Source organism: Stutzerimonas balearica DSM 6083 (assembly GCF_000818015.1).
In the GTDB taxonomy this organism is placed as follows: domain Bacteria; phylum Pseudomonadota; class Gammaproteobacteria; order Pseudomonadales; family Pseudomonadaceae; genus Stutzerimonas; species Stutzerimonas balearica.
The window spans coordinates 1,138,420-1,156,450 of the sequence record NZ_CP007511.1 but is presented as its reverse complement, the minus strand read 5'-3'; the positions used below and the strand labels follow the sequence as shown (position 1 = coordinate 1,156,450).

At 65.3% G+C, this 18,031-nt stretch carries 18 protein-coding genes; 10 read left to right on the top strand and 8 right to left on the bottom strand.

The features are described from left to right. Entirely contained in the window at positions 1-1,095 is a 1,095-nt protein-coding gene (locus CL52_RS05255) for a DUF1513 domain-containing protein (protein WP_043218958.1), read from the top strand. 78 nt (positions 1,096-1,173) lie between these two features. Continuing rightward, a complete protein-coding gene (locus CL52_RS05250; protein WP_043218956.1) occupies positions 1,174-2,796 on the top strand; it encodes a methyl-accepting chemotaxis protein in 1,623 nt (540 codons plus the stop codon). Between the two features lie 19 nt (positions 2,797-2,815). Here CL52_RS05250 and CL52_RS05245 read toward each other — a convergent pair whose 3' ends face one another. The 5 genes from CL52_RS05245 to CL52_RS05225 form a co-directional block, all read right to left on the bottom strand. Further along, positions 2,816-3,046 (bottom strand): hypothetical protein, encoded by a 231-nt coding sequence (locus CL52_RS05245; RefSeq protein ID WP_041107419.1) that lies wholly within the window; start codon positions 3,044-3,046, stop codon positions 2,816-2,818. 156 nt (positions 3,047-3,202) lie between these two features. Further along, complete coding sequence (groL, locus tag CL52_RS05240) at positions 3,203-4,843, bottom strand: chaperonin GroEL (RefSeq protein WP_041107420.1); 1,641 nt, start codon at positions 4,841-4,843, stop codon at positions 3,203-3,205. Between the two features lie 48 nt (positions 4,844-4,891). Next, positions 4,892-5,185 (bottom strand): co-chaperone GroES, encoded by a 294-nt coding sequence (locus CL52_RS05235; protein ID WP_041107421.1) that lies wholly within the window; start codon positions 5,183-5,185, stop codon positions 4,892-4,894. 244 nt (positions 5,186-5,429) lie between these two features. Continuing rightward, entirely contained in the window at positions 5,430-5,888 is a 459-nt protein-coding gene (locus CL52_RS05230; RefSeq protein ID WP_041107422.1) for an FxsA family protein, read from the bottom strand. 97 nt (positions 5,889-5,985) lie between these two features. Next, complete coding sequence (locus tag CL52_RS05225; RefSeq protein ID WP_043218954.1) at positions 5,986-6,726, bottom strand: HugZ family pyridoxamine 5'-phosphate oxidase; 741 nt, start codon at positions 6,724-6,726, stop codon at positions 5,986-5,988. An 87-nt stretch (positions 6,727-6,813) separates the two neighbouring features. On the opposite strand from CL52_RS05225, the gene CL52_RS05220 reads away from it, so the two are divergent. Continuing rightward, complete coding sequence (locus tag CL52_RS05220; protein WP_043218952.1) at positions 6,814-7,572, top strand: SDR family oxidoreductase; 759 nt, start codon at positions 6,814-6,816, stop codon at positions 7,570-7,572. A gap of 73 nt (positions 7,573-7,645) precedes the next feature. On the opposite strand, the gene CL52_RS05215 is transcribed toward CL52_RS05220, so the two are convergent. Further along, positions 7,646-8,650 carry a DUF481 domain-containing protein gene (locus CL52_RS05215; RefSeq protein ID WP_043222957.1) on the bottom strand — a complete coding sequence of 335 codons (1,005 nt, stop codon included), beginning with the start codon at positions 8,648-8,650 and terminating at the stop codon, positions 7,646-7,648. A gap of 131 nt (positions 8,651-8,781) precedes the next feature. Here CL52_RS05215 and CL52_RS05210 point away from each other — a divergent pair, with 131 nt between their 5' ends. Beyond that, complete coding sequence (locus tag CL52_RS05210; RefSeq protein WP_043218951.1) at positions 8,782-9,141, top strand: MGMT family protein; 360 nt, start codon at positions 8,782-8,784, stop codon at positions 9,139-9,141. Between the two features lie 38 nt (positions 9,142-9,179). Further along, on the top strand, positions 9,180-10,880 hold the full coding sequence (locus CL52_RS05205; protein WP_041107426.1) for an AmpG family muropeptide MFS transporter: 1,701 nt from the start codon (positions 9,180-9,182) through the stop codon (positions 10,878-10,880). A 59-nt stretch (positions 10,881-10,939) separates the two neighbouring features. Here CL52_RS05205 and CL52_RS05200 read toward each other — a convergent pair whose 3' ends face one another. Both CL52_RS05200 and CL52_RS05195 read right to left on the bottom strand, forming a co-directional pair. Then, positions 10,940-11,764 (bottom strand): mechanosensitive ion channel family protein, encoded by an 825-nt coding sequence (locus CL52_RS05200; RefSeq protein WP_043218947.1) that lies wholly within the window; start codon positions 11,762-11,764, stop codon positions 10,940-10,942. A gap of 75 nt (positions 11,765-11,839) precedes the next feature. Continuing rightward, positions 11,840-12,319, bottom strand: a complete 480-nt coding sequence (locus tag CL52_RS05195) for a YajQ family cyclic di-GMP-binding protein (protein WP_041107429.1) — start codon at positions 12,317-12,319, stop codon at positions 11,840-11,842. A gap of 154 nt (positions 12,320-12,473) precedes the next feature. On the opposite strand from CL52_RS05195, the gene CL52_RS05190 reads away from it, so the two are divergent. From CL52_RS05190 to CL52_RS05170, 5 genes are read left to right on the top strand one after another with little or no spacing between them, the layout of a single operon-like run. Continuing rightward, positions 12,474-13,439: a GGDEF domain-containing response regulator gene (locus CL52_RS05190; RefSeq protein ID WP_041107431.1), complete on the top strand. Its 966-nt coding sequence runs from the start codon at positions 12,474-12,476 to the stop codon at positions 13,437-13,439. After that, positions 13,436-14,347, top strand: coding sequence for a putative 2-dehydropantoate 2-reductase (locus CL52_RS05185; RefSeq protein ID WP_043218945.1), 912 nt, complete (start codon positions 13,436-13,438; stop codon positions 14,345-14,347). Before CL52_RS05190 ends, CL52_RS05185 begins: the two co-directional genes overlap by 4 nt. A 45-nt stretch (positions 14,348-14,392) precedes the next feature. Then, positions 14,393-16,408 (top strand): sensor histidine kinase, encoded by a 2,016-nt coding sequence (locus CL52_RS05180; RefSeq protein ID WP_041107435.1) that lies wholly within the window; start codon positions 14,393-14,395, stop codon positions 16,406-16,408. A 12-nt stretch (positions 16,409-16,420) separates the two neighbouring features. Then, the gene (locus CL52_RS05175; protein WP_041107437.1) at positions 16,421-17,008 is read left to right on the top strand and encodes a cob(I)yrinic acid a,c-diamide adenosyltransferase; all 588 of its coding nucleotides are present in this window, start codon (positions 16,421-16,423) and stop codon (positions 17,006-17,008) included. Between the two features lie 19 nt (positions 17,009-17,027). Further along, positions 17,028-18,029: an ion transporter gene (locus CL52_RS05170; protein WP_235366397.1), complete on the top strand. Its 1,002-nt coding sequence runs from the start codon at positions 17,028-17,030 to the stop codon at positions 18,027-18,029. Positions 18,030-18,031 lie beyond the last annotated feature (2 nt).

The window sequence follows — 18,031 nt, the reverse complement described above, 5'->3', positions numbered from 1 at the left end:
ATGAAGCGCCGCACCCTGCTCGGCCTTGGCTCGGCCCTGCTCGCCGCAGGCGCCGTCGGTGGCTGGACGCTCTCGCGCCAGGGCCACGCACCGACGCTCTTCTCCGCTCGCGACGGCGCGGACGGTCGCCACTATGCCGTTGGCTATCGCCTCGATGGCAGCCGCGTGTTCGCCACGCCGGTCAAGGAACGTTGCCACGACGTCTACGCCCATCCGCACCTGCCGCTGGTGGTGTTCGTCGGGCGCCGGCCCAGCCGTGAAAGCTACCTGCTCGACAGCCGCGACGGCACCTTGCTGCAGGTGCTTGCCGCCCCCGCGGACCGGCATTTCTACGGCCATGGCGTGTTTCATGCCAGCGGCGACTGGTTCTACAGCACCGAAAACGACACCACCGATGCCGGCCGCGGCGTGCTTGGCGCCTACCGGGTCGAGGAACGGCGCCTGCAACGCGTCGGCGAGCATGCCACCCACGGCATCGGCCCGCACCAGCTGCTCTGGATGCCGGACGGCGAGACGCTGGTGATCGCCAACGGCGGCATCCGCACCGAAGCCGACAGCCGCGAGATGATGAATCTCGACGCGATGGAGCCCAGCCTGGTGCTGCTGCGCCGGGACGGCACCCTGGTCAGCAAGGAACAACTGCCGGAGCGGATGAACAGCGTACGACACCTGGCCGTGGCCGCCGACGGCACTGTGGTTTCAGGCCAGCAATACGAGGGCGACCCACTCGATCACGCGCCGCTGGTCGCGATCAAGCGCCCCGGCCAGGCGTTTCAGCCCTTCCCGCTGGGCGAGGACGTGCGCCAGACCATGCGCCAGTACACCGCGAGCCTGGCGATCCACGACGAGCTGCGCCTGCTGGCGGTCACCGCGCCGCGCGGCAATAGCGTGTTCTTCTGGGACCTCGACAGCGCGACGCTGCGCCAGCAAGTGCACCTGCCGGACTGCGCGGGCGTTGCCGCCGTTGCCGACGGCTTCGTCGTCAGCTCCGGGCAAGGCCGCTGTCGACTGTTCGATTGCCGAGGCGAGCGCATCGCCGCCGAGCCACTGGCGCTGCCAGCCGGGCTCTGGGACAACCATCTGCGGCTGGCCTGATTCAAGTTCCCGCCTGCCCGGCCGACCCATTCTGCGTCGGGCAGCCGCCCCTCCAAGACGTATCGAGGTCTCGTTTCCATGTTCCAAACGTCGCTGCGCGCGAAGTTGCTCGGCCTGATCGCCGGCAGCTTGCTGGTGCTGCTCTGCATCGCCCTGCTGTGTACCCAACTGCTGTCGCGCCAGGTGAGCGAGTTCGCCGAGCTGCTTGACGGCCCGATCCGCGAATCGCAGCTGATCGAGCAGGTCAACCTCGAATTCAAGACGCAGGTTCAGGAGTGGAAGAACGTGCTGCTGCGTGGCCAGGACGACGCCCAGCGTACCCGCTACTGGCAGCAGTTCCAGGATCAGGAGGCAAAGGTCCAGCGTTTGCTCGGCGAGCTGTTGCAGCAGGTCGCCGACGACCCGGCACTCAGCGCCACCGTGAGTTCACTGCGCGACGAGCATGGCCGGCTGGGCCAGGCCTATCGCCAGGGGCTGGATGCGTTCGCCGCCGCCGGCAATGATCCACGGGCCGGCGATCGAGCGGTCGCCGGTATTGACCGTGCCACCAGCAGCCAGCTGAGCGAGCTGGTCGACAAGCTCGCCGCCAAGGCCGCGCAATCCTCAAGCGCCATCCGTGACAGCGCCGAGACAGCCGCCCTGGCCGGCCCGCTGCTGATGCTGATCGCCAGTGTGCTGGTCGCCCTGCTCAGCCTGTGGCTGGTCAACCGCAACCTGATCGCCCCCATTGGCATGCTCATCGGCCATGTCACCGAACTCAGCCACGGTCGCTTCGGCGCACGACTTGACGTCTCGCGGCGCGACGAGCTTGGGCAACTGGCCCGGGCCGCCAATACGCTGCGCGATTTCCTTGCCGACACCTTTGCCCAGCTGCGCAAGAGTTCCGCCGACCTGGATGGCGCGAGCGGCGAGCTGAGCGGCATCGCCGCGCAGATGGCCGGGGGTGCGCGCGAGCAATTCAGCCGTACCGACCAGGTCGCGACGGCGATGCACGAGATGTCCGCGACGGCGCAGGAGGTCTCCCGTCATGCCGCCGAAGCCGCCCAGGCAGCCGACGCCGCCGATGATTCGGCGCATCGCAGCGAGGCGGTGATGAACGCGACCATCGACACCATCAGCCGTATGAGCAGCGAGATCGCCGCCACCAGCGCGGTCATCGGCCAGCTGGAAGACGATACCGGCCGTATCGGCAAGGTGCTCGACGTGATCCGCGGGATCGCCGACCAGACCAACCTGCTGGCGCTCAACGCGGCCATCGAAGCGGCGCGTGCCGGCGAGGCCGGACGCGGCTTTGCCGTGGTCGCGGACGAGGTACGCACCCTGGCGCAGCGGACTGCCGAGTCCACCGCGGAGATTCACCAGATCATTGCCGCCGTCCAGAACGGTGCGACGGATGCCGTGAGCGCGATCGACAACACGCGCCAGCACAGCGACGCTGGCCTCGCGCAAGTGACCGAAGCGGGCCAATCGCTCCAGCAGATCAGCCAGGCGGTCGAAGCCATCCGCGACATGAACCGGCAGATCGCCACGGCGGCAGAAGAGCAGACGTCGGTGGTCGAGGACATCTCGCGCAATCTGACCGAGATCACCGCCATCGCCGACGCCAACCAGCACAACGTCGAACGCACCGAGAGCGCCAGCCGCAACCTCCACGGCCTGGCCACGCAGCTCAACGAGGTCACCGCCCGCCTGGGCGGTTGATCGCCGCGCGCAGGCTGGTTCAGCCGCGCACGCCCAGTTGCTGGGACATGCCGTAGAGGAACAGCAGCAGGTCGGCGTCGGGGCGAACCTGCAGCGTCTCGACCCGCATGCCGGCGGGTATCGGGCAATGGTCGCGGTCCAGGTTGCCGCGCACCACGCCCGGCGAGGGCTGGTTCCACGCCGCGAAGCACAGCGATGCGACGCCAAGGGCGCCGACGAGGAAAACTCCTCGTGCAATTTCAAGCTTCATCGCGCAAGTCCTTGAGAGTGGGGCTTTATTGACCCTAGCCCAGGGGTTTTCGTGCCGCCAACTTTGCGACCGACGGTCGTCTGCCTGAAAACAATCCGCCACAAAAAGAAAAACCCCGCACGAGGCGGGGTTCTTCTGGAGCGAGGGCTCAGCGACTTACATCATGCCGCCCATGCCACCCATGCCGCCCATATCCGGCATCGCCGGGGCCGGCTTGTCTTCTACCACTTCGGCAACCATGGCTTCGGTGGTGACCATCAGGCCGCCGATGGAGGCAGCCGCCTGCAGCGCGGAACGGGTGACCTTGGCCGGATCGAGGATACCCATCTCGATCATGTCGCCGTAGGTGTCGGACGCGGCGTTGAAGCCGTAGTTGCCCGAACCCTGCTTGACCTTGTCGACCACCACGCTCGGCTCGCCACCGGCGTTGGCCACGATCTGACGCAGCGGAGCCTCGACGGCGCGACGCAGCAGCGCGATACCGACGTTCTGGTCTTCGTTGTCACCCTTGAGCTCGGAGATGGCCTGCAGGGCACGCACCAGCGCCACACCACCGCCAGGCACCACGCCTTCTTCGACGGCCGCACGGGTCGCGTGCAGGGCGTCTTCGACACGGGCCTTCTTCTCTTTCATCTCGACTTCGGTACCGGCACCGACCTTGATCACGGCAACACCGCCGGCCAGCTTGGCCAGACGCTCTTGCAGTTTTTCCTTGTCGTAGTCGGAAGTGGTGTCTTCGATCTGCTTGCGGATCTGCGCCACGCGAGCTTCGATGTCGACCTGGGCACCAGCGCCGTCGATGATGGTGGTGTTTTCCTTGTTCAGCACGACGCGCTTGGCGTTACCCAGGTGCTCCAGGGTAGCGGTTTCCAGGCTCAGGCCGACTTCTTCGGAAATCACGGTGCCGCCGGTCAGGATGGCGATGTCCTGCAGCATGGCCTTGCGGCGATCACCGAAGCCCGGTGCCTTGACAGCCGCGACCTTGACGATGCCACGCATGTTGTTCACGACCAGGGTGGCCAGCGCTTCGCCTTCGACGTCCTCGGCCACGATCAGCAGCGGACGACCGGCCTTGGCGACACCTTCCAGCACCGGCAGCAGTTCGCGGATGTTGGAGATCTTCTTGTCGACCAGCAGCAACAGCGGGTTGTCCAGTTCGGCCACCATGGTGTCCGGCTTGTTGATGAAGTACGGCGACAGGTAGCCGCGGTCGAACTGCATGCCCTCGACGACGGACAGTTCGTTCTCGAAGCCCGAACCTTCCTCGACGGTGATCACGCCTTCCTTGCCCACGCGCTCCATGGCCTCGGCGATGATCTGGCCGATGGACTCGTCGGAGTTGGCGGAGATGGTGCCGACCTGGGCGATGGCCTTGGAGTCGGTGCACGGCTTGGCCAGCTGCTTGAGCTCGGCGACGATGGCGATGGTCGCCTTGTCGATACCGCGCTTGAGATCCATCGGGTTCATGCCGGCAGCGACGGCCTTCAGGCCTTCGTTGACGATCGCCTGGGCCAGAACGGTAGCGGTGGTGGTGCCGTCACCGGCCTCGTCGTTGGCCTTGGAGGCAACGTCCTTCACTAGCTGGGCGCCCATGTTCTCGAAGCGATCCTTCAGCTCGATTTCCTTGGCAACGGAAACGCCGTCCTTGGTGATGGTCGGAGCGCCGAAGCTCTTTTCCAGCACCACGTTGCGGCCTTTCGGGCCGAGGGTGGCCTTGACCGCGTCGGCCAGGACGTTCACGCCAACCAGCATCTTCTTGCGTGCGGAGTCACCGAACTTGACTTCTTTAGCAGCCATTTTGATTGATCCTCAATTCTTGAATTATCAGACGGAGATTTGCGCGAATCAGGCTTCGACGACGGCGAGGATTTCGTTCTCGCTCATCACCAGCAGGTCTTCGCCGTCGACCTTGACGGTGTTGCTGCCCGAGTAAGGGCCGAATACCACCTTGTCACCAACCTTGACGGTCAGCGGACGAACTTCGCCGTTGTCCAGCAGACGGCCAGCGCCGACAGCGACGACCTCACCCTGATTCGGCTTCTCGGCAGCGGAACCCGGCAGGACGATACCGCCTGCAGTCTTGGTTTCTTCTTCGCTGCGACGAATCACGACGCGGTCATGCAGAGGACGAAGCTTCATTGTCGATCTCTCCTAGTAGAGTGGTTCCATGCCGATGATCTTCATCGGCGGGTTGGCAAATACCGGCTTCGCCGGTTGCGACTCGCCAGGAGCGAGCCGCGAAAAACGGACTGTCGGTACGACAGCGACCTTGCGGTGACCGCTACATGCGGGCGCGCCAGGGTATTTCAAGGGCTGCCGATGAAAATTTCGTGGCGCGCAAAAGAAAACCGGCATGCCAAGGCATGCCGGTCGGACGGGACGATCACTGGTCGCGATCGCGGCGTTCGTACTCGCCCTCGATCACATTCGGTCGCTGTGGCGCGGAGCGTGCCTGCAGGTCGTCGGCAAAGGCGCGCCGGCGCTCGGCCTGAGCCTCGAGCCGCCGGACAAAGAAGCCGAACAGCAGCTTGCGGGTCGGCGGGAAAAGAATGACCAGCGCCAGCACGTCGCTGATGAAACCGGGCAGGAACAGCAGCCCACCACCGACCGCCATCATCAGCCCCTCGAGCATCTCGCGCTCGGGCAGCTCGCCACGCGCCAGCCGTTCGCGGGCGCGCCAGGCGGTGGCAAAGCCCGCCAGGCGCATCAGCAGAATGCCGGCCAGGCCGCTAATGATCAGCAACAGAATGGTGGCCAGCGCGCCGATTTCACTGCCGACCTTGATCAGCAGAAAAAGCTCGGCGAGCGGAAACAGCAGGAACAGCAACATGAATATTCGCATCGAGAATCCTTGACGGAAGCAACCGGCTTCCAGTGAGCGATAGATGACGGCGGCAGCGGGTGAATTCAAGCCGACGCCCCTGCAGCCTGTAACCGGATTATTCCTCGCCAGCCTGAAGCCCAGCTGAACGACTCGCGCGCGCCATTGCCACCAGCGCCTGACGTACCGCCTGGGGCGTCGCGCAGGGCTCGGCAAAGGCGAGCCAGAACAGGCGCTGGCCGATGCGCAGATGGAAGCCCTCGCTGTCGATGCCCACCAGGCTGGCCTTGGGCTCCTGCGGCAGGCCAGCCTCGCGCACGTAATGGGCGATGGCCGCCGCATGGTCTTCGTTCATATGCTCGACCATCGAGCGTTCCACCGCGCCGCCCTCACCGGCAAAGGGATTGGCCAGGGCGACCTGCTCGAGCCAGTGAATGGCACCGAAACCACCGATGTAGCGCCAGCGCACCGGCTGCAGTACCCAGAAATCGAAGTCGTGCACCCGATGGTAATCCCGCGAATCGGGGAAATACCGGTAGTAGCGCTGTGCGGCCACGTCGATGGCGTCGGCCTCGACCAGCTGACGGGCCTCGGCGAGCAGGGTCAGACGGCCGGCGGCCTGCACGTCCTCGGCGTCGCGCTCGCCAACCAGCAGCGAACAGCGCGGGTCGGCCTTGAGATTGCGCGTGTGCTGAGCGATCCGACTGATGAGAATCAATGGCCTGCCCTGCTCGTCGAGGCAGTAGGGCACCACCGAACCGAAGGGAAACCCGGGCATTGTCTGCGACTGCGTGGACAGCACGCCGCGGTATTCCTCGAGCAACAGATGTCGGGCATGCTTGGCGGATTCTGCGCTCAAGGCGGGATCCTCACGAAAGGTCTGAAGCCGCCAGCATAACGGTTTCGGCGCGTGCAGGCTTGGAACGAACAACAACAGGAGGCTCGGATGCAGCTCAAAGACAAAATCATCATCATCACCGGCGGCGGCCAGGGCCTGGGACGCGCGATGGCCGAACACCTGGCCGGCCAGGGGGCCCGCCTCGCGCTGGTCGACCTGAACCAGGAGCGCCTGGGCGAAGCCGTCGCCGCCTGTCAGCAGGCCGGCGGCGAGGCACGTGCCTATCTGTGCAATGTCGCCAGCGAGGAGCAGGTCGAAGCGATGGTTGCCCAGGTGGTGAACGACTTCGGCGCGCTGCACGGGCTGGTCAACAATGCCGGAATCCTGCGTGATGGCCTGCTGCTGAAGGTCAAGGATGGGCAGGTCAGCAAGATGAGCCTGGCCCAATGGCAGGCGGTGATCGATGTCAATCTGACCGGCGTATTTCTCTGCACCCGCGAGGTGGCCGCGAAGATGGTCGAACTCAAGTGCGAAGGCGCAATCGTCAACATCTCTTCGATTTCCCGCGCTGGCAACATGGGCCAGACCAACTATTCGGCGGCCAAGGCGGGCGTCGCCTCGGCCACGGTGGTATGGGCGAAGGAACTGGCGCGCTATGGTATTCGCGTGGCCGGCGTCGCGCCTGGCTTCATCGAGACCGAAATGGTCGCCAGCATGAAGCCCGAAGCGCTGGAGAAGATGACCGCCGGTATTCCGCTCCGGCGCATGGGCAAGCCGCTGGAGATCGCCCAGGCAGTGGCGTTCATCTTCGAGAACGACTACTACAGCGGACGCATTCTCGAACTCGACGGCGGCTTGCGCCTGTAATCGATGTCACCACGCGAGCCAGCCAGCCCGCCGCAGGCGGGCCTGGCCGCAAGAGCGCAGAGACCCGCCGCGCTTACCAGCCGACACCAAAGCCGAGGCTGTAGCGGGTCTCGTCCAGGTCACTGTCGGCACCGCTGATGATGTCCTTTTCGGCCTTCATGTTCAGCGAGGCCCAGTCGGTGACCTTGTAGCGCAGGCCGACCTCGGCATCGAGCGAGTAGTCGGCCACGTCCTCCAGCGGCTTGCCCAGTTCGCCGGTGCTGAACAGCTCAAAGGTCTTGCCGATCAGGTAACGGTTGTAGTCCCACTTGCCGGCCAGCAGGTAGAAATTCTCCTTGCTGCCATCGGCGAACTCGTAGTCGCTGCGGTTGATCAGCCCGGCCAGCGAGAAGGCGCCCAGATCGTTGTCCCAGAACTGATAACCCGGACCGGTACCCACGGTGAGCTGGCGGCGCACGTCCTCGATCTGGTCACGCTTGTAGTCCAGGCGGCCCTGCCAGAACCACTTGTCATCGAGAAAACGGTCCAGCGCATACTCGGCGTCCCAGTTGTCGGTCACCGTCACGCCATCGCGGTACTCGCGGTTGTAGCTGGCCTTGCCGTTGTGCCGCCAGAGGCCGTGGCGCGCCTTCGTATCGAACGCTATGTCGTAGTCGTCGGTGTCGTTCTCGGCGCGCTTGTAGTCGAGCGCGACATCGACGTTGCCTTCCCAGAGGAAATCCTGGATCAGTGGCTTGGGATGAATGATCTGCGAGATGTCGGCAAGCGCGACGGTCTGCGGCTCGCCACCGTTGGTCAGCGTAACCTTGCCGTCCTCGGCCGCCTGCATCGACTGCGCCACCTCGCCGGTGACCTCGTCGAGCTTGATCAGCAGCTTCTGGTCGCTCTGCAGGGTTCGCACCTTTTTCCACTGGACCGGAATGGAACCGCCATAGTCGGTCTCGATGAGCAGCTTGCCGCCGTCGAGCACACTGATCTTGCCGGTCAGGCGGTCGCCGTTCTTCAGCCAGATGGTGTCGGAAAGAGCAGGCAGGGAAAACGCACAAAGCGAAACGCACAGCAGGGTTCTGGAAAACATATCGAAGTACGGCAACTTGTTGGGGGCAATGGAAAAGCGAGGCATTATCCCTATGCACACAGCTGCAGCAATCAGAGACCGCCGGGCGGCATGCGAGTTCAGCGAGCGGCGACCGATCGAAGCGAGGCCCCATGCCTGACAACTTCTCTGCTTTTTCCTCGCCGGACGACCCGGCCGGACGGCGCAGCGCCGTCTACGCGATCATGGCGCAGATTCCGCCGGGCAAGGTGATCAGCTACGGTGAGCTGGCGGCACTGGCCGGCCTCGGACGCGCCGCACGCTGGGTGGGGCGGCTGATGTCGCAACTGCCGGACGACACCACCCTGCCCTGGCATCGGGTGATCGCCGCCGGCGGCCGACTCAGCCTGCCGGCCGGCTCGGCGGCCGGTGCCGAGCAGCGGGCGCGGCTGCGCGCCGAAGGCCTGACCATCGTCAAGGACCGCGTGGACATGCGTCGGCACGGCTGGCGTTCGACGGAGTCGAGCGGTTAGAGTGCGCGCTTCGCCCGATCGTCGTAGAAAACCGCTGTATGTCCCGTGAGTCCTGGCGTTCTGCCATCCTCGCCTACGCCAGTCCCGCCAGCATTGCCCTGCTCTTGCTCGGCTTCGCGGCCGGCCTGCCGGCAATCCTCGTGTTTTCCACGCTGTCGGTGTGGCTGCGCGAGGCGGGCGTGTCGCGCGAGACCATCGGCTTCGCCAGCTGGATCAGCCTGGCCTACGCGTTCAAGTGGGTGTGGTCGCCGATGCTTGATCAATGGCGCCTGCCCTGGCTCGGCCGGCTGGGCCGGCGGCGCTCCTGGCTGGTCCTTTCGCAGGCGGTGATCGCGCTGGGGCTGGTAGGCATGGCGCTGTGCAATCCGCAGCACAACCTCACCCTGCTGATCGCCCTGGCCGTGGCGGTGGCCTTCGCTTCGGCGACCCAGGACATCGCGATCGACGCCTATCGCCTGGAAATCGCCGAAGACCGCTTGCAAGCGACGCTGGCAGCCAGCTACATGACCGGTTATCGCGTCGCCATGCTGCTGGCCAGCGCCGGCGCGCTGTTTCTTGCCGAGTGGCTGGGCTCGAGCAGCCTCGGCTATGACCATGCGGCCTGGGCAGCCACCTATGTCGCCTTCGCCCTGCTGATCGTGCCCGGGCTGATCACCAGCCTGGTGATCAGCGAGCCGGAGGTCGCCACGCCGCTGCCAAGCACTCCGCCGCGCTACAGCTTCAACCACCAGCTGGCTGCCGTCGGCCTGCTGCTGGTGTTGCTGATCTCGGTTCCGGCAATGATCAACGCCTTGATCGCCCAGGCCTGGCCGCGCGCCACGCTGTACGCACTGTTCATCATCGGCAGCCTGTCGCCGATGGGGCGGATGCTGCTGGTACCGGTCCGGGTGATGCTGCACCAGGCCTCGCAGCGCGAGCGCCCCGCCCGCTTCGACTTTGTCCACCAGGCGGTGTCGGTGATCGTACTGATCATCCTCATCGTCTCCACCACCGGCATGTTCCAGTCCTACTGGGGCGGCTACTGGCCGCGCGGCACCATGTATCTGTTGATCTGCGCGGGCTGTCTGTCGGCGCCCGGGCGCATCCTGATGGGCCCGGTGCTGACGCCGATCACCGACTTCATCCTGCGCTATCGCTGGCAGGCCCTGCTGCTGCTCGGGCTGATCGCCACCTACCGCATGTCGGATACGGTAATGGGCGTGATGGCCAACGTTTTCTATATCGACCAGGGCTTCTCCAAGGACCAGATCGCCAGCGTCAGCAAGCTGTTCGGCCTGGCGATGACCCTGCTTGGCGCGGCCTTCGGCGGTCTGCTGATCGTGCGTTTCAGCATCCTGCCGATCCTCTTCATCGGTGGCCTGGCCTCGGCAGCGACAAACCTGATGTTCATGCTGCTGGTCGAAATGGGCGCCAACCTGAACATGCTGATCGTGACCATTTCCTGCGACAACTTCAGCGGAGGCCTGGCCTCGACCGCGTTTGTCGCCTACCTGTCGAGCCTGACCAACGTGAAGTTCTCCGCCACGCAGTACGCGCTGCTCAGTTCGCTGATGTTGCTGCTGCCACGCCTGCTGGGCGGTTATTCGGGCGTGATGGTCGAGCAGCTCGGTTATCACGACTTCTTCCTGGTGACCGCCCTGCTCGGTATCCCGACGCTGGTGCTGATCCTCTGGCAATGGCGGCGCGGCAACCTGCCACCGAACGAGGCAGAAACCGCGGCGGTGTCCGAACGCAGCTGAAAAAAAGCCCGCACTCGATGCGGGCTTTTTTTAATCCGACCTGGGGCTCGGGCGCCAGCTCACTGCTGGACCAGATGCACCACCCGCTGCGGAAACGGAATGCCGATGCCGACCGCTTCCAGTTTCTCCTTGGCCTGCTCGAGAAACTCGGCATTCACCGCGCCCCAGTCGGCGGTGGCGACCCAGACGCGCAGCGCCAGGTTCACGGAGTTGTCGCCCAGCCCGGTCACCACGACCACCGGCGCAGGCTCACGCAGGACGCGCGGGTCCTCGGCGATACCCAGCAGCACCTGGCGTGCGGTCTTGATATCGGCGCTGTAGTCGATGCCGACAGCCGTCTCCACGCGGCGCTGGGGCTGGCGCGAGTAATTGATGATGTTGCCGTTCGACAGGCTGCCGTTGGGCATGATCACCGTCTTGTTATCGAGCGTGCGCAAAATGGTGTGGAAGATCTGGATCGAATCCACCGTGCCACTGATCCCCTGCGCCTCGATGAACTCTCCGACCCGGAACGGACGGAACAGCAGGATCAGCACGCCGCCAGCGAAGTTCGACAGGCTGCCCTGCAGCGCCAGGCCGATGGCCAGGCCGGCCGCACCGATGGCTGCGACAAAGGACGTGGTTTCGATCCCGACCATCGACGCCACGCTGACCAGCAGCAGCACCTTGAATACGATGCTGGCCAGGCTGCCGATGAAGCCGTGCAGCGTCGGGTCGACCTGGCGTCGCTGCAGCAGTCGCCCGACGCGGCTGGTAATCACGTTGATCAGCCACCAGCCCAGCGCCAGCGTGATCAGCGCCAGACCCAGCTGCCCCGCATACTGCAGGACCAGCGGCAGCCAGGACTCGGATAGATCGATCAGGTAGTCGACGTTCAATTCCAAAAGGTTGCTCCTTCAATGCAAAAACGCCGGCATCGATACCGGCGCCTGGCAGGGCATCGCGCCCCGCCGAGGTCATCAGTCGCGGAAGTTGTTGAACTGCAGCGGCATGCCCAGTTCCTGGCTGCGCAGCAGGGCGATGGCCTCCTGCAGATCGTCACGCTTCTTGCCGGTGACGCGCACCTGCTCGCCCTGGATGGCGGCCTGGACCTTGAGCTTGGCGTCCTTGATGAGCGCGACGATCTTCTTCGCCAGCTCCTTGTCGATGCCTTCGCGCATAGTCACTTCCTGCTTGACGACCTTGCCCGAGGCATAGGGATCCTTGAACTCCAGGCACTGGATATCCACTTTGCGTTTGACGAGGCTCAACTTGAGAATCTCGATCATCTGCTCCAATTGGAAATCGGCTTCGGCCGTGAGCTGGACGGTCAGATCCTTCAGCTCGAACGAGCCTTTGCCACGCAGGTCGTAGCGACGGTCCAGTTCCTTGATGGCGTTATCGACCGCATTGGTCACTTCGTGCTTGTCCAATTCGGACACCACGTCGAACGAGGGCATTGAATCTTCTCCAATTCAGTAGCGCGACGGTTGGCAAAGCCCCTCGCGCCTGGCTTGACGGTTGAGAATGCGCCGTCATTATAACTGCTCGACACGAGACCGCTGGCCCCGCGGCGAAGCGACAAGGATGTCACCCCTCTCGATGAGTCTGCCCATGCCCAACCCCCAACTCGGAATCCTGGTCGTCGACGACGCCAAGTTCTCCAGCGTCATGATCGGTCGCGTGCTCAACAAGGCCGGCTACCGGGATGTCCGCTTCGCCAGCAGTGCCCAGGACGCCCTGCGTCAGCTGGCCGAACGCCCGACCCACGTCCTGCTGGCCGACTGGCTGATGCCGGAAATGGACGGTTTGCAACTCACCGCTCGCGTGCGCCAGCTCGACGGCGGCAGCGGTCACTACACCTACATCATCCTGCTGACCGGGCGCGACGGCGTCGAGGTGCTGGCCCAGGCATTCGATCAGGGCGTCGACGATTTCATCAGCAAGGCCGCGATGCATGAACAGCTGCTGCCGCGCGTGCTCGCCGCCGATCGCCTGTGCGGCTCGCTGCAGCAGCTCAAGCAGGAGAACCGCCAGCTGGCGGCCGACGTCGCCACGCTGGAGCGTCACAATCAGGTCGATGCGGTTACCGGGCTGGGCAACCGCCGGTATCTGGAGCAGCGCCTGGCGGCCACGTTGCGCCAGATGGAAAGCCGCAACACCGCCCTGTGTTACCTGCACATCGGCCTGCAGAACGGCCCCGAGCTCCGGGCGCAGCATGGCGAGGCAACCTATGAGGAGCTGCTGCAAGCGATGGCCCGGCACCTGCAGCAGCTGGTCCGCCCGCTCGATACGCTGGTGCGCATCGACGACCGGCATTTTGGCGTGCTGGCCCAGGTCGACAACCTGCAGAACTGCTCGCCGAGCAGTTTCAAGCGTCTGCATGAAGGGCTCAATTTCAAGGCCTTCAAGACCCAGGAAGGCTTCATTTCGGTAAAGGCAGGGGTCAGCCTGGTCACCCTGGATGCCTCCGGCCTGCCGACCAATGCCGAACAGCTGTTGCAACAGGCCGGCGCACTGCTGCCCAGCGCCTACAGTACCGGCCGTATCGTCCCGCTACGCCTGAAGCAACCGGCATGACCTGGCATGTGCTGGGCGCCGGCAGCCTCGGCAGCCTCTGGGCGTGCCGGCTGGCCCAGGCCGGTGAAGCCGTGCAGCTGATCCTGCGCAACGAGGCGCGACTGGTAGCTTATCGCGCTGCTGGCGGGCTCGCCCTGCAGACGGGCGGTCAATGGCAGCGGCACAACCTGCCGGCGGAGCTGCCGAACGCAGAGTTCCCCATCGCACGCCTGCTGGTCGCCTGCAAGGCCTATGACGCCGAAGCGGCGGTCGCCTCGGTTGCTCATCGCCTCGCAGCGGGCGGCGAAATCCTGCTGTTACAGAACGGGCTCGGCAGCCAGCAGCGCATCGCCGAGCGCTGGCCGCAGGCGCGCAGCCTGTTCATCTCGAGCACCGAGGGCGCCTACCGCCAGGCGCCCTTCGAAGTCGTATTCGCCGGCAAGGGACAGAACTGGCTGGGCGATCCGCAGGACGCACAGCCGCCTGCCTGGCTGAACACGCTGGAACAGGCGCAGATCAGCGCGCACTGGACGCCAGACATCCTCGCCCGGCTCTGGCGCAAGCTGGCGCTGAACTGCGCCATCAACCCGCTGACCGTGCTCTACGACTGCCGCAACGGCGGCCTGCTCGAGCATCGCAGCGAAGTGCTGGCGTTGTGCGAGGAGCTCGGGCACCTGCTAACGGCGATCGGCCAGGCGGAGGCTGCCGACGCGCTGGCCGATGAGGTCTTGCGGGTGATCGAGGCGACTGCCGCCAACTACTCATCCATGCAGCAGGATGTGGCCGCGCGGCGACGCACGGAGATCGGTTACCTGCTCGGCCATGCCTGCCGCACCGGTGCGCAGCAGGGCCTCGCCCTGCCTCGTCTGCAGGCGCTCGCGCGGCGCCTGCAGACGAAGCTGATCGCGCTTGGATTGCCGCCCGACTGACACAGCCGGTACCCTGCAGGCTCCCTCCGCAACCCGGCCAAGCCGATGAACCTGCGTCAGCGTCTCGCCAATCTGCCGGTCGGCCGCAAGCTGCTCACCGCGCTGCTGGTCCTGCTCGCCGCCGTGCTGCTGGTGTCCAATCTCGCCTTCATCAGCGCCGCCTACTGGATCTCCCGCCAGAGCGTCGCGCCCCAGGCGATGCACACCATCGGCGCGCTGTCCTCGATGCCGCACCTGAGCCAGGACATCCTTACCTCTGCCGAAGACGCCCAAGCCTTTCTGCAACGCCTCGGCGGCTATCCCCCGCTGCGGGCTGCGGCCATCTATGACGCCCGTGGCAACCGCTACGCCCAACTCCAGCGCGGTGAAGCCTTGCCGCTGCCGGAACGCATGGACGAGGTCGCCAGCTGGCGCGCCGGCGAGATCCGCGCCAGCTTTCTCAGCGAGCTGCCCCAGGCAGCGGGCGCACCCGGCCATCTGCTGCTGGTGATCAGCAGCGAACTGCCGGGCGCCTTCTACACCGGCACGCTTACCGCCAGCGCGGCGATCCTGGTGATCAGCCTGCTGCTCTGGCTGCTGGTCGCACGACAGATCCGTCGGCTGATCACCCAACCGATCCGTGACCTGGAGGCGCTGTCCAGACAGGTCACGCGCGAGGAAAACTATGCCCTGCGTTCGGCGCCGGGCAACGGCGACGAGATCGGCCGCCTGGGCGATGCGTTCAACACCATGCTGTCGCGCATCGAGGCACGCGAACAGCAGCTCAAGCGTGCCCGCGACGATGCCCAGGAAGCTTTCAGTCAGGCCCAGGGGCTGGCCGAGGAAACGCGCAACTCCAACCGCCGCCTGGAGCTGGAGGTTCAGGTACGCAGCAAGATCGAGCAGAAACTCACCGGTTTCCAGAACTACCTCAACAGCATCATCGACTCGATGCCGTCCGCACTGATCGCCCTCGATGAACAGCTCTACATCACGCAGTGGAATCGCGAAGCCAGCGTGCTGTCCGGCACCCCCCTGGACGATGCGCTGAACCAGCCGATCTTCATCGCCTTCGAGCCGCTCAAACCCTACCTCGCGCAGATCCGCCGGACCGCCGAACGCCGCGAGGTGGAGGTCATCGAGCGGGTCACCTGGACGCGCAACGATGAAATGCGGCATTACACCCTTACTTTCTATCCGCTGAGCGGGGCCGCCGGACGCGGCGTGGTGATCCGCATCGACGACATCACCCAGCGCATCGGACTGGAAGAAATGATGGTGCAGTCGGAAAAGATGCTGTCGGTCGGCAGCCTGGCGGCGGGAATGGCGCACGAGATCAACAATCCGCTGGGCGCGATCCTGCACAACGTGCAGAACATCCGCCGGCGCCTGTCGCCCGAACTGGAGCGTAACCGCGAGGTGGCCGAGGAGACCGGCGTGCACCTCGATGCCGTCAACCGCTACCTGCACAAGCGCGAAATCCCGCTGATGCTCGACGGCATTCAGCAGGCCGGCTCGCGCGCGGCCAAGATCGTCAGCCACATGCTCAGTTTCAGCCGCATGAGCAACCGCCAGCTCGCCGAATGCCAGCTCACCGGGCTGATCGAGCAGGCGCTGGAGATCGCCGGCAACGACTTCGCCCTGCTCGACAGCTTCGACTTCAAGGCCATCCGTATCGTCCGCGACTTCGACCCTCGGGTCGACCGGGTGCCCTGCATCGGCAACGAGCTGGAGCAGGTGCTACTCAACCTGCTGAAGAACGCGGCGCAGGCGATTCACCAGAAGCAGGACCGCGACCGCCCGGGACAGATTATCCTGCGCACCCGGTTCCACCCGCCGTGGGCGGAGATCCAGGTCGAGGACAACGGCGGCGGCATTCCCGAGGCGGTGCGCAAGCGCATCTTCGAGCCGTTCTTCACCACCAAGGAGGTCGGCCAGGGAACCGGACTGGGCCTTTCCGTTTCGTATTTCATCATCACCAACAATCACAAGGGGCAGATGGAAGTCCAGTCGCAACCCGGCCAGGGCGCCATCTTCACCCTGCGTTTACCGCTGGCCACAGCCGAGCCGGCCAACAGCTGACAAGGACATGCAATGGGCAACCGACTTTCCAAGATCTACACCCGCACCGGCGACCGCGGTGAAACCGGCCTGGGCGACGGCCGCAGGGTGGCGAAAGACCATCCGCGCGTCGAGGCCATGGGCGAGGTCGACACCCTCAACAGCCACCTCGGCCTGCTGCTGGCCGAACTGGCCGAAGCGCAGATCCAGTGGCCGGCGCTCGATGAGCTGATTCCGGTGCTCGCGCCCTGCCAGCACCGCCTGTTCGACCTCGGCGGTGAGCTGGCGATGCCCGAGTACCAGGCACTCGACGAGGCGGAAGTCGCCCGCCTGGAGGCTGCGATCGATCGCTGGAATGCCGAACTCGGCCCGCTCAAGGAATTCATCCTGCCGGGGGGCTCGCGCCTCATCGCGCAGGCCCATCTGTGCCGCAGCCTGACGCGTACCGCCGAGCGACGCTGCCAACAGCTCAGTTCCAGTGAGCCGTTGCGGCCCGTGTTGCTGGCTTACCTGAATCGCCTGTCCGACCTGCTGTTCGTCGCGGCTCGCCTGATCGCGCGCCGCCAGGGCTGCGCCGAGGTACTCTGGCAGGCCGCCACGCCCGATGCGACGCACGCCTGATTCACCGCTCGACCGGCGCATGCGGACCCGCGAGGGCCTGCATGCGGCCTGGGAAGCGCTGGTCGTGGCGCTGGTTTGCCTCAACCTGGGGCTGATCCTGTTCGACAGCCTGTTCGCGGTGCCGCAGATCAACCAGCTGATCGCCGAGGTGGCGCCGGCTGCCCACCGCCTCTACGACCAGCGTGTTCACGCCCACTTTCCGCTCATCGACCTGGCCTTCGTGGCGGTGTTTCTGTTCGATGTGCTACTCGGCTGGACCATCGCCCTGTTCGAGCGCCGTTATGCGCGCTGGTACTACTACCCGTTCGCCCATTGGTACGACGTGCTCGGCTGCATACCGCTCTCCGGTTTCCGCTGGCTGCGGGTGCTGCGCGTGGGCGCCCTGCTGATTCGCCTGCAGCGCCTGGGCGTGATCGACATGCGCACTTGGGCGCTGTACGGGGTGATCAACCGCTATTACCTGCTGCTGATCGAGGAACTCTCCGACCGGGTGATGGTGCGCCTGTTCGGCCGCATGCAGCAGGAGCTCGGCAGTACCGACGACCTGTCGCGCCGGCTGATCGAAGAGGTGATCCGGCCGCGCAAGCAGCGGCTGATCGCCGACATCGCGCGCCGCGTGCAGAGCATGCTGGAGAGCGGCTACCGCGATAACCGCGGCGACATCGACGGGTACGTCAGCCAGCTGATCCACCAAGCCATGGAAGACACCCCGGAGATTCGCCGCCTGCGTCGCCTGCCGCTCGGTGGCCATCTGGCCGACAGCCTGGACACCGCCCTCATAGACATTGTCACGCGGCTGATCAGGGCAGCTGTCGAGGGCTTGCGCGGCGAGCAGTTCCAGGCGCTGGCCAATCGCCTGGCCGACGAGTGCTTCGACGCCTGGGTGTATCAGGACGAAAACACCGACCTGGCCCTGGAGGGGGTTCTCGTCGATGTGCTCGAGGTGCTCAAGCAACAGGTGCTGGACCGGCGCTGGAGCCGCTTCGTCGGCCCCAACCCACCGCCTACGCCGCCGCGCTGAAC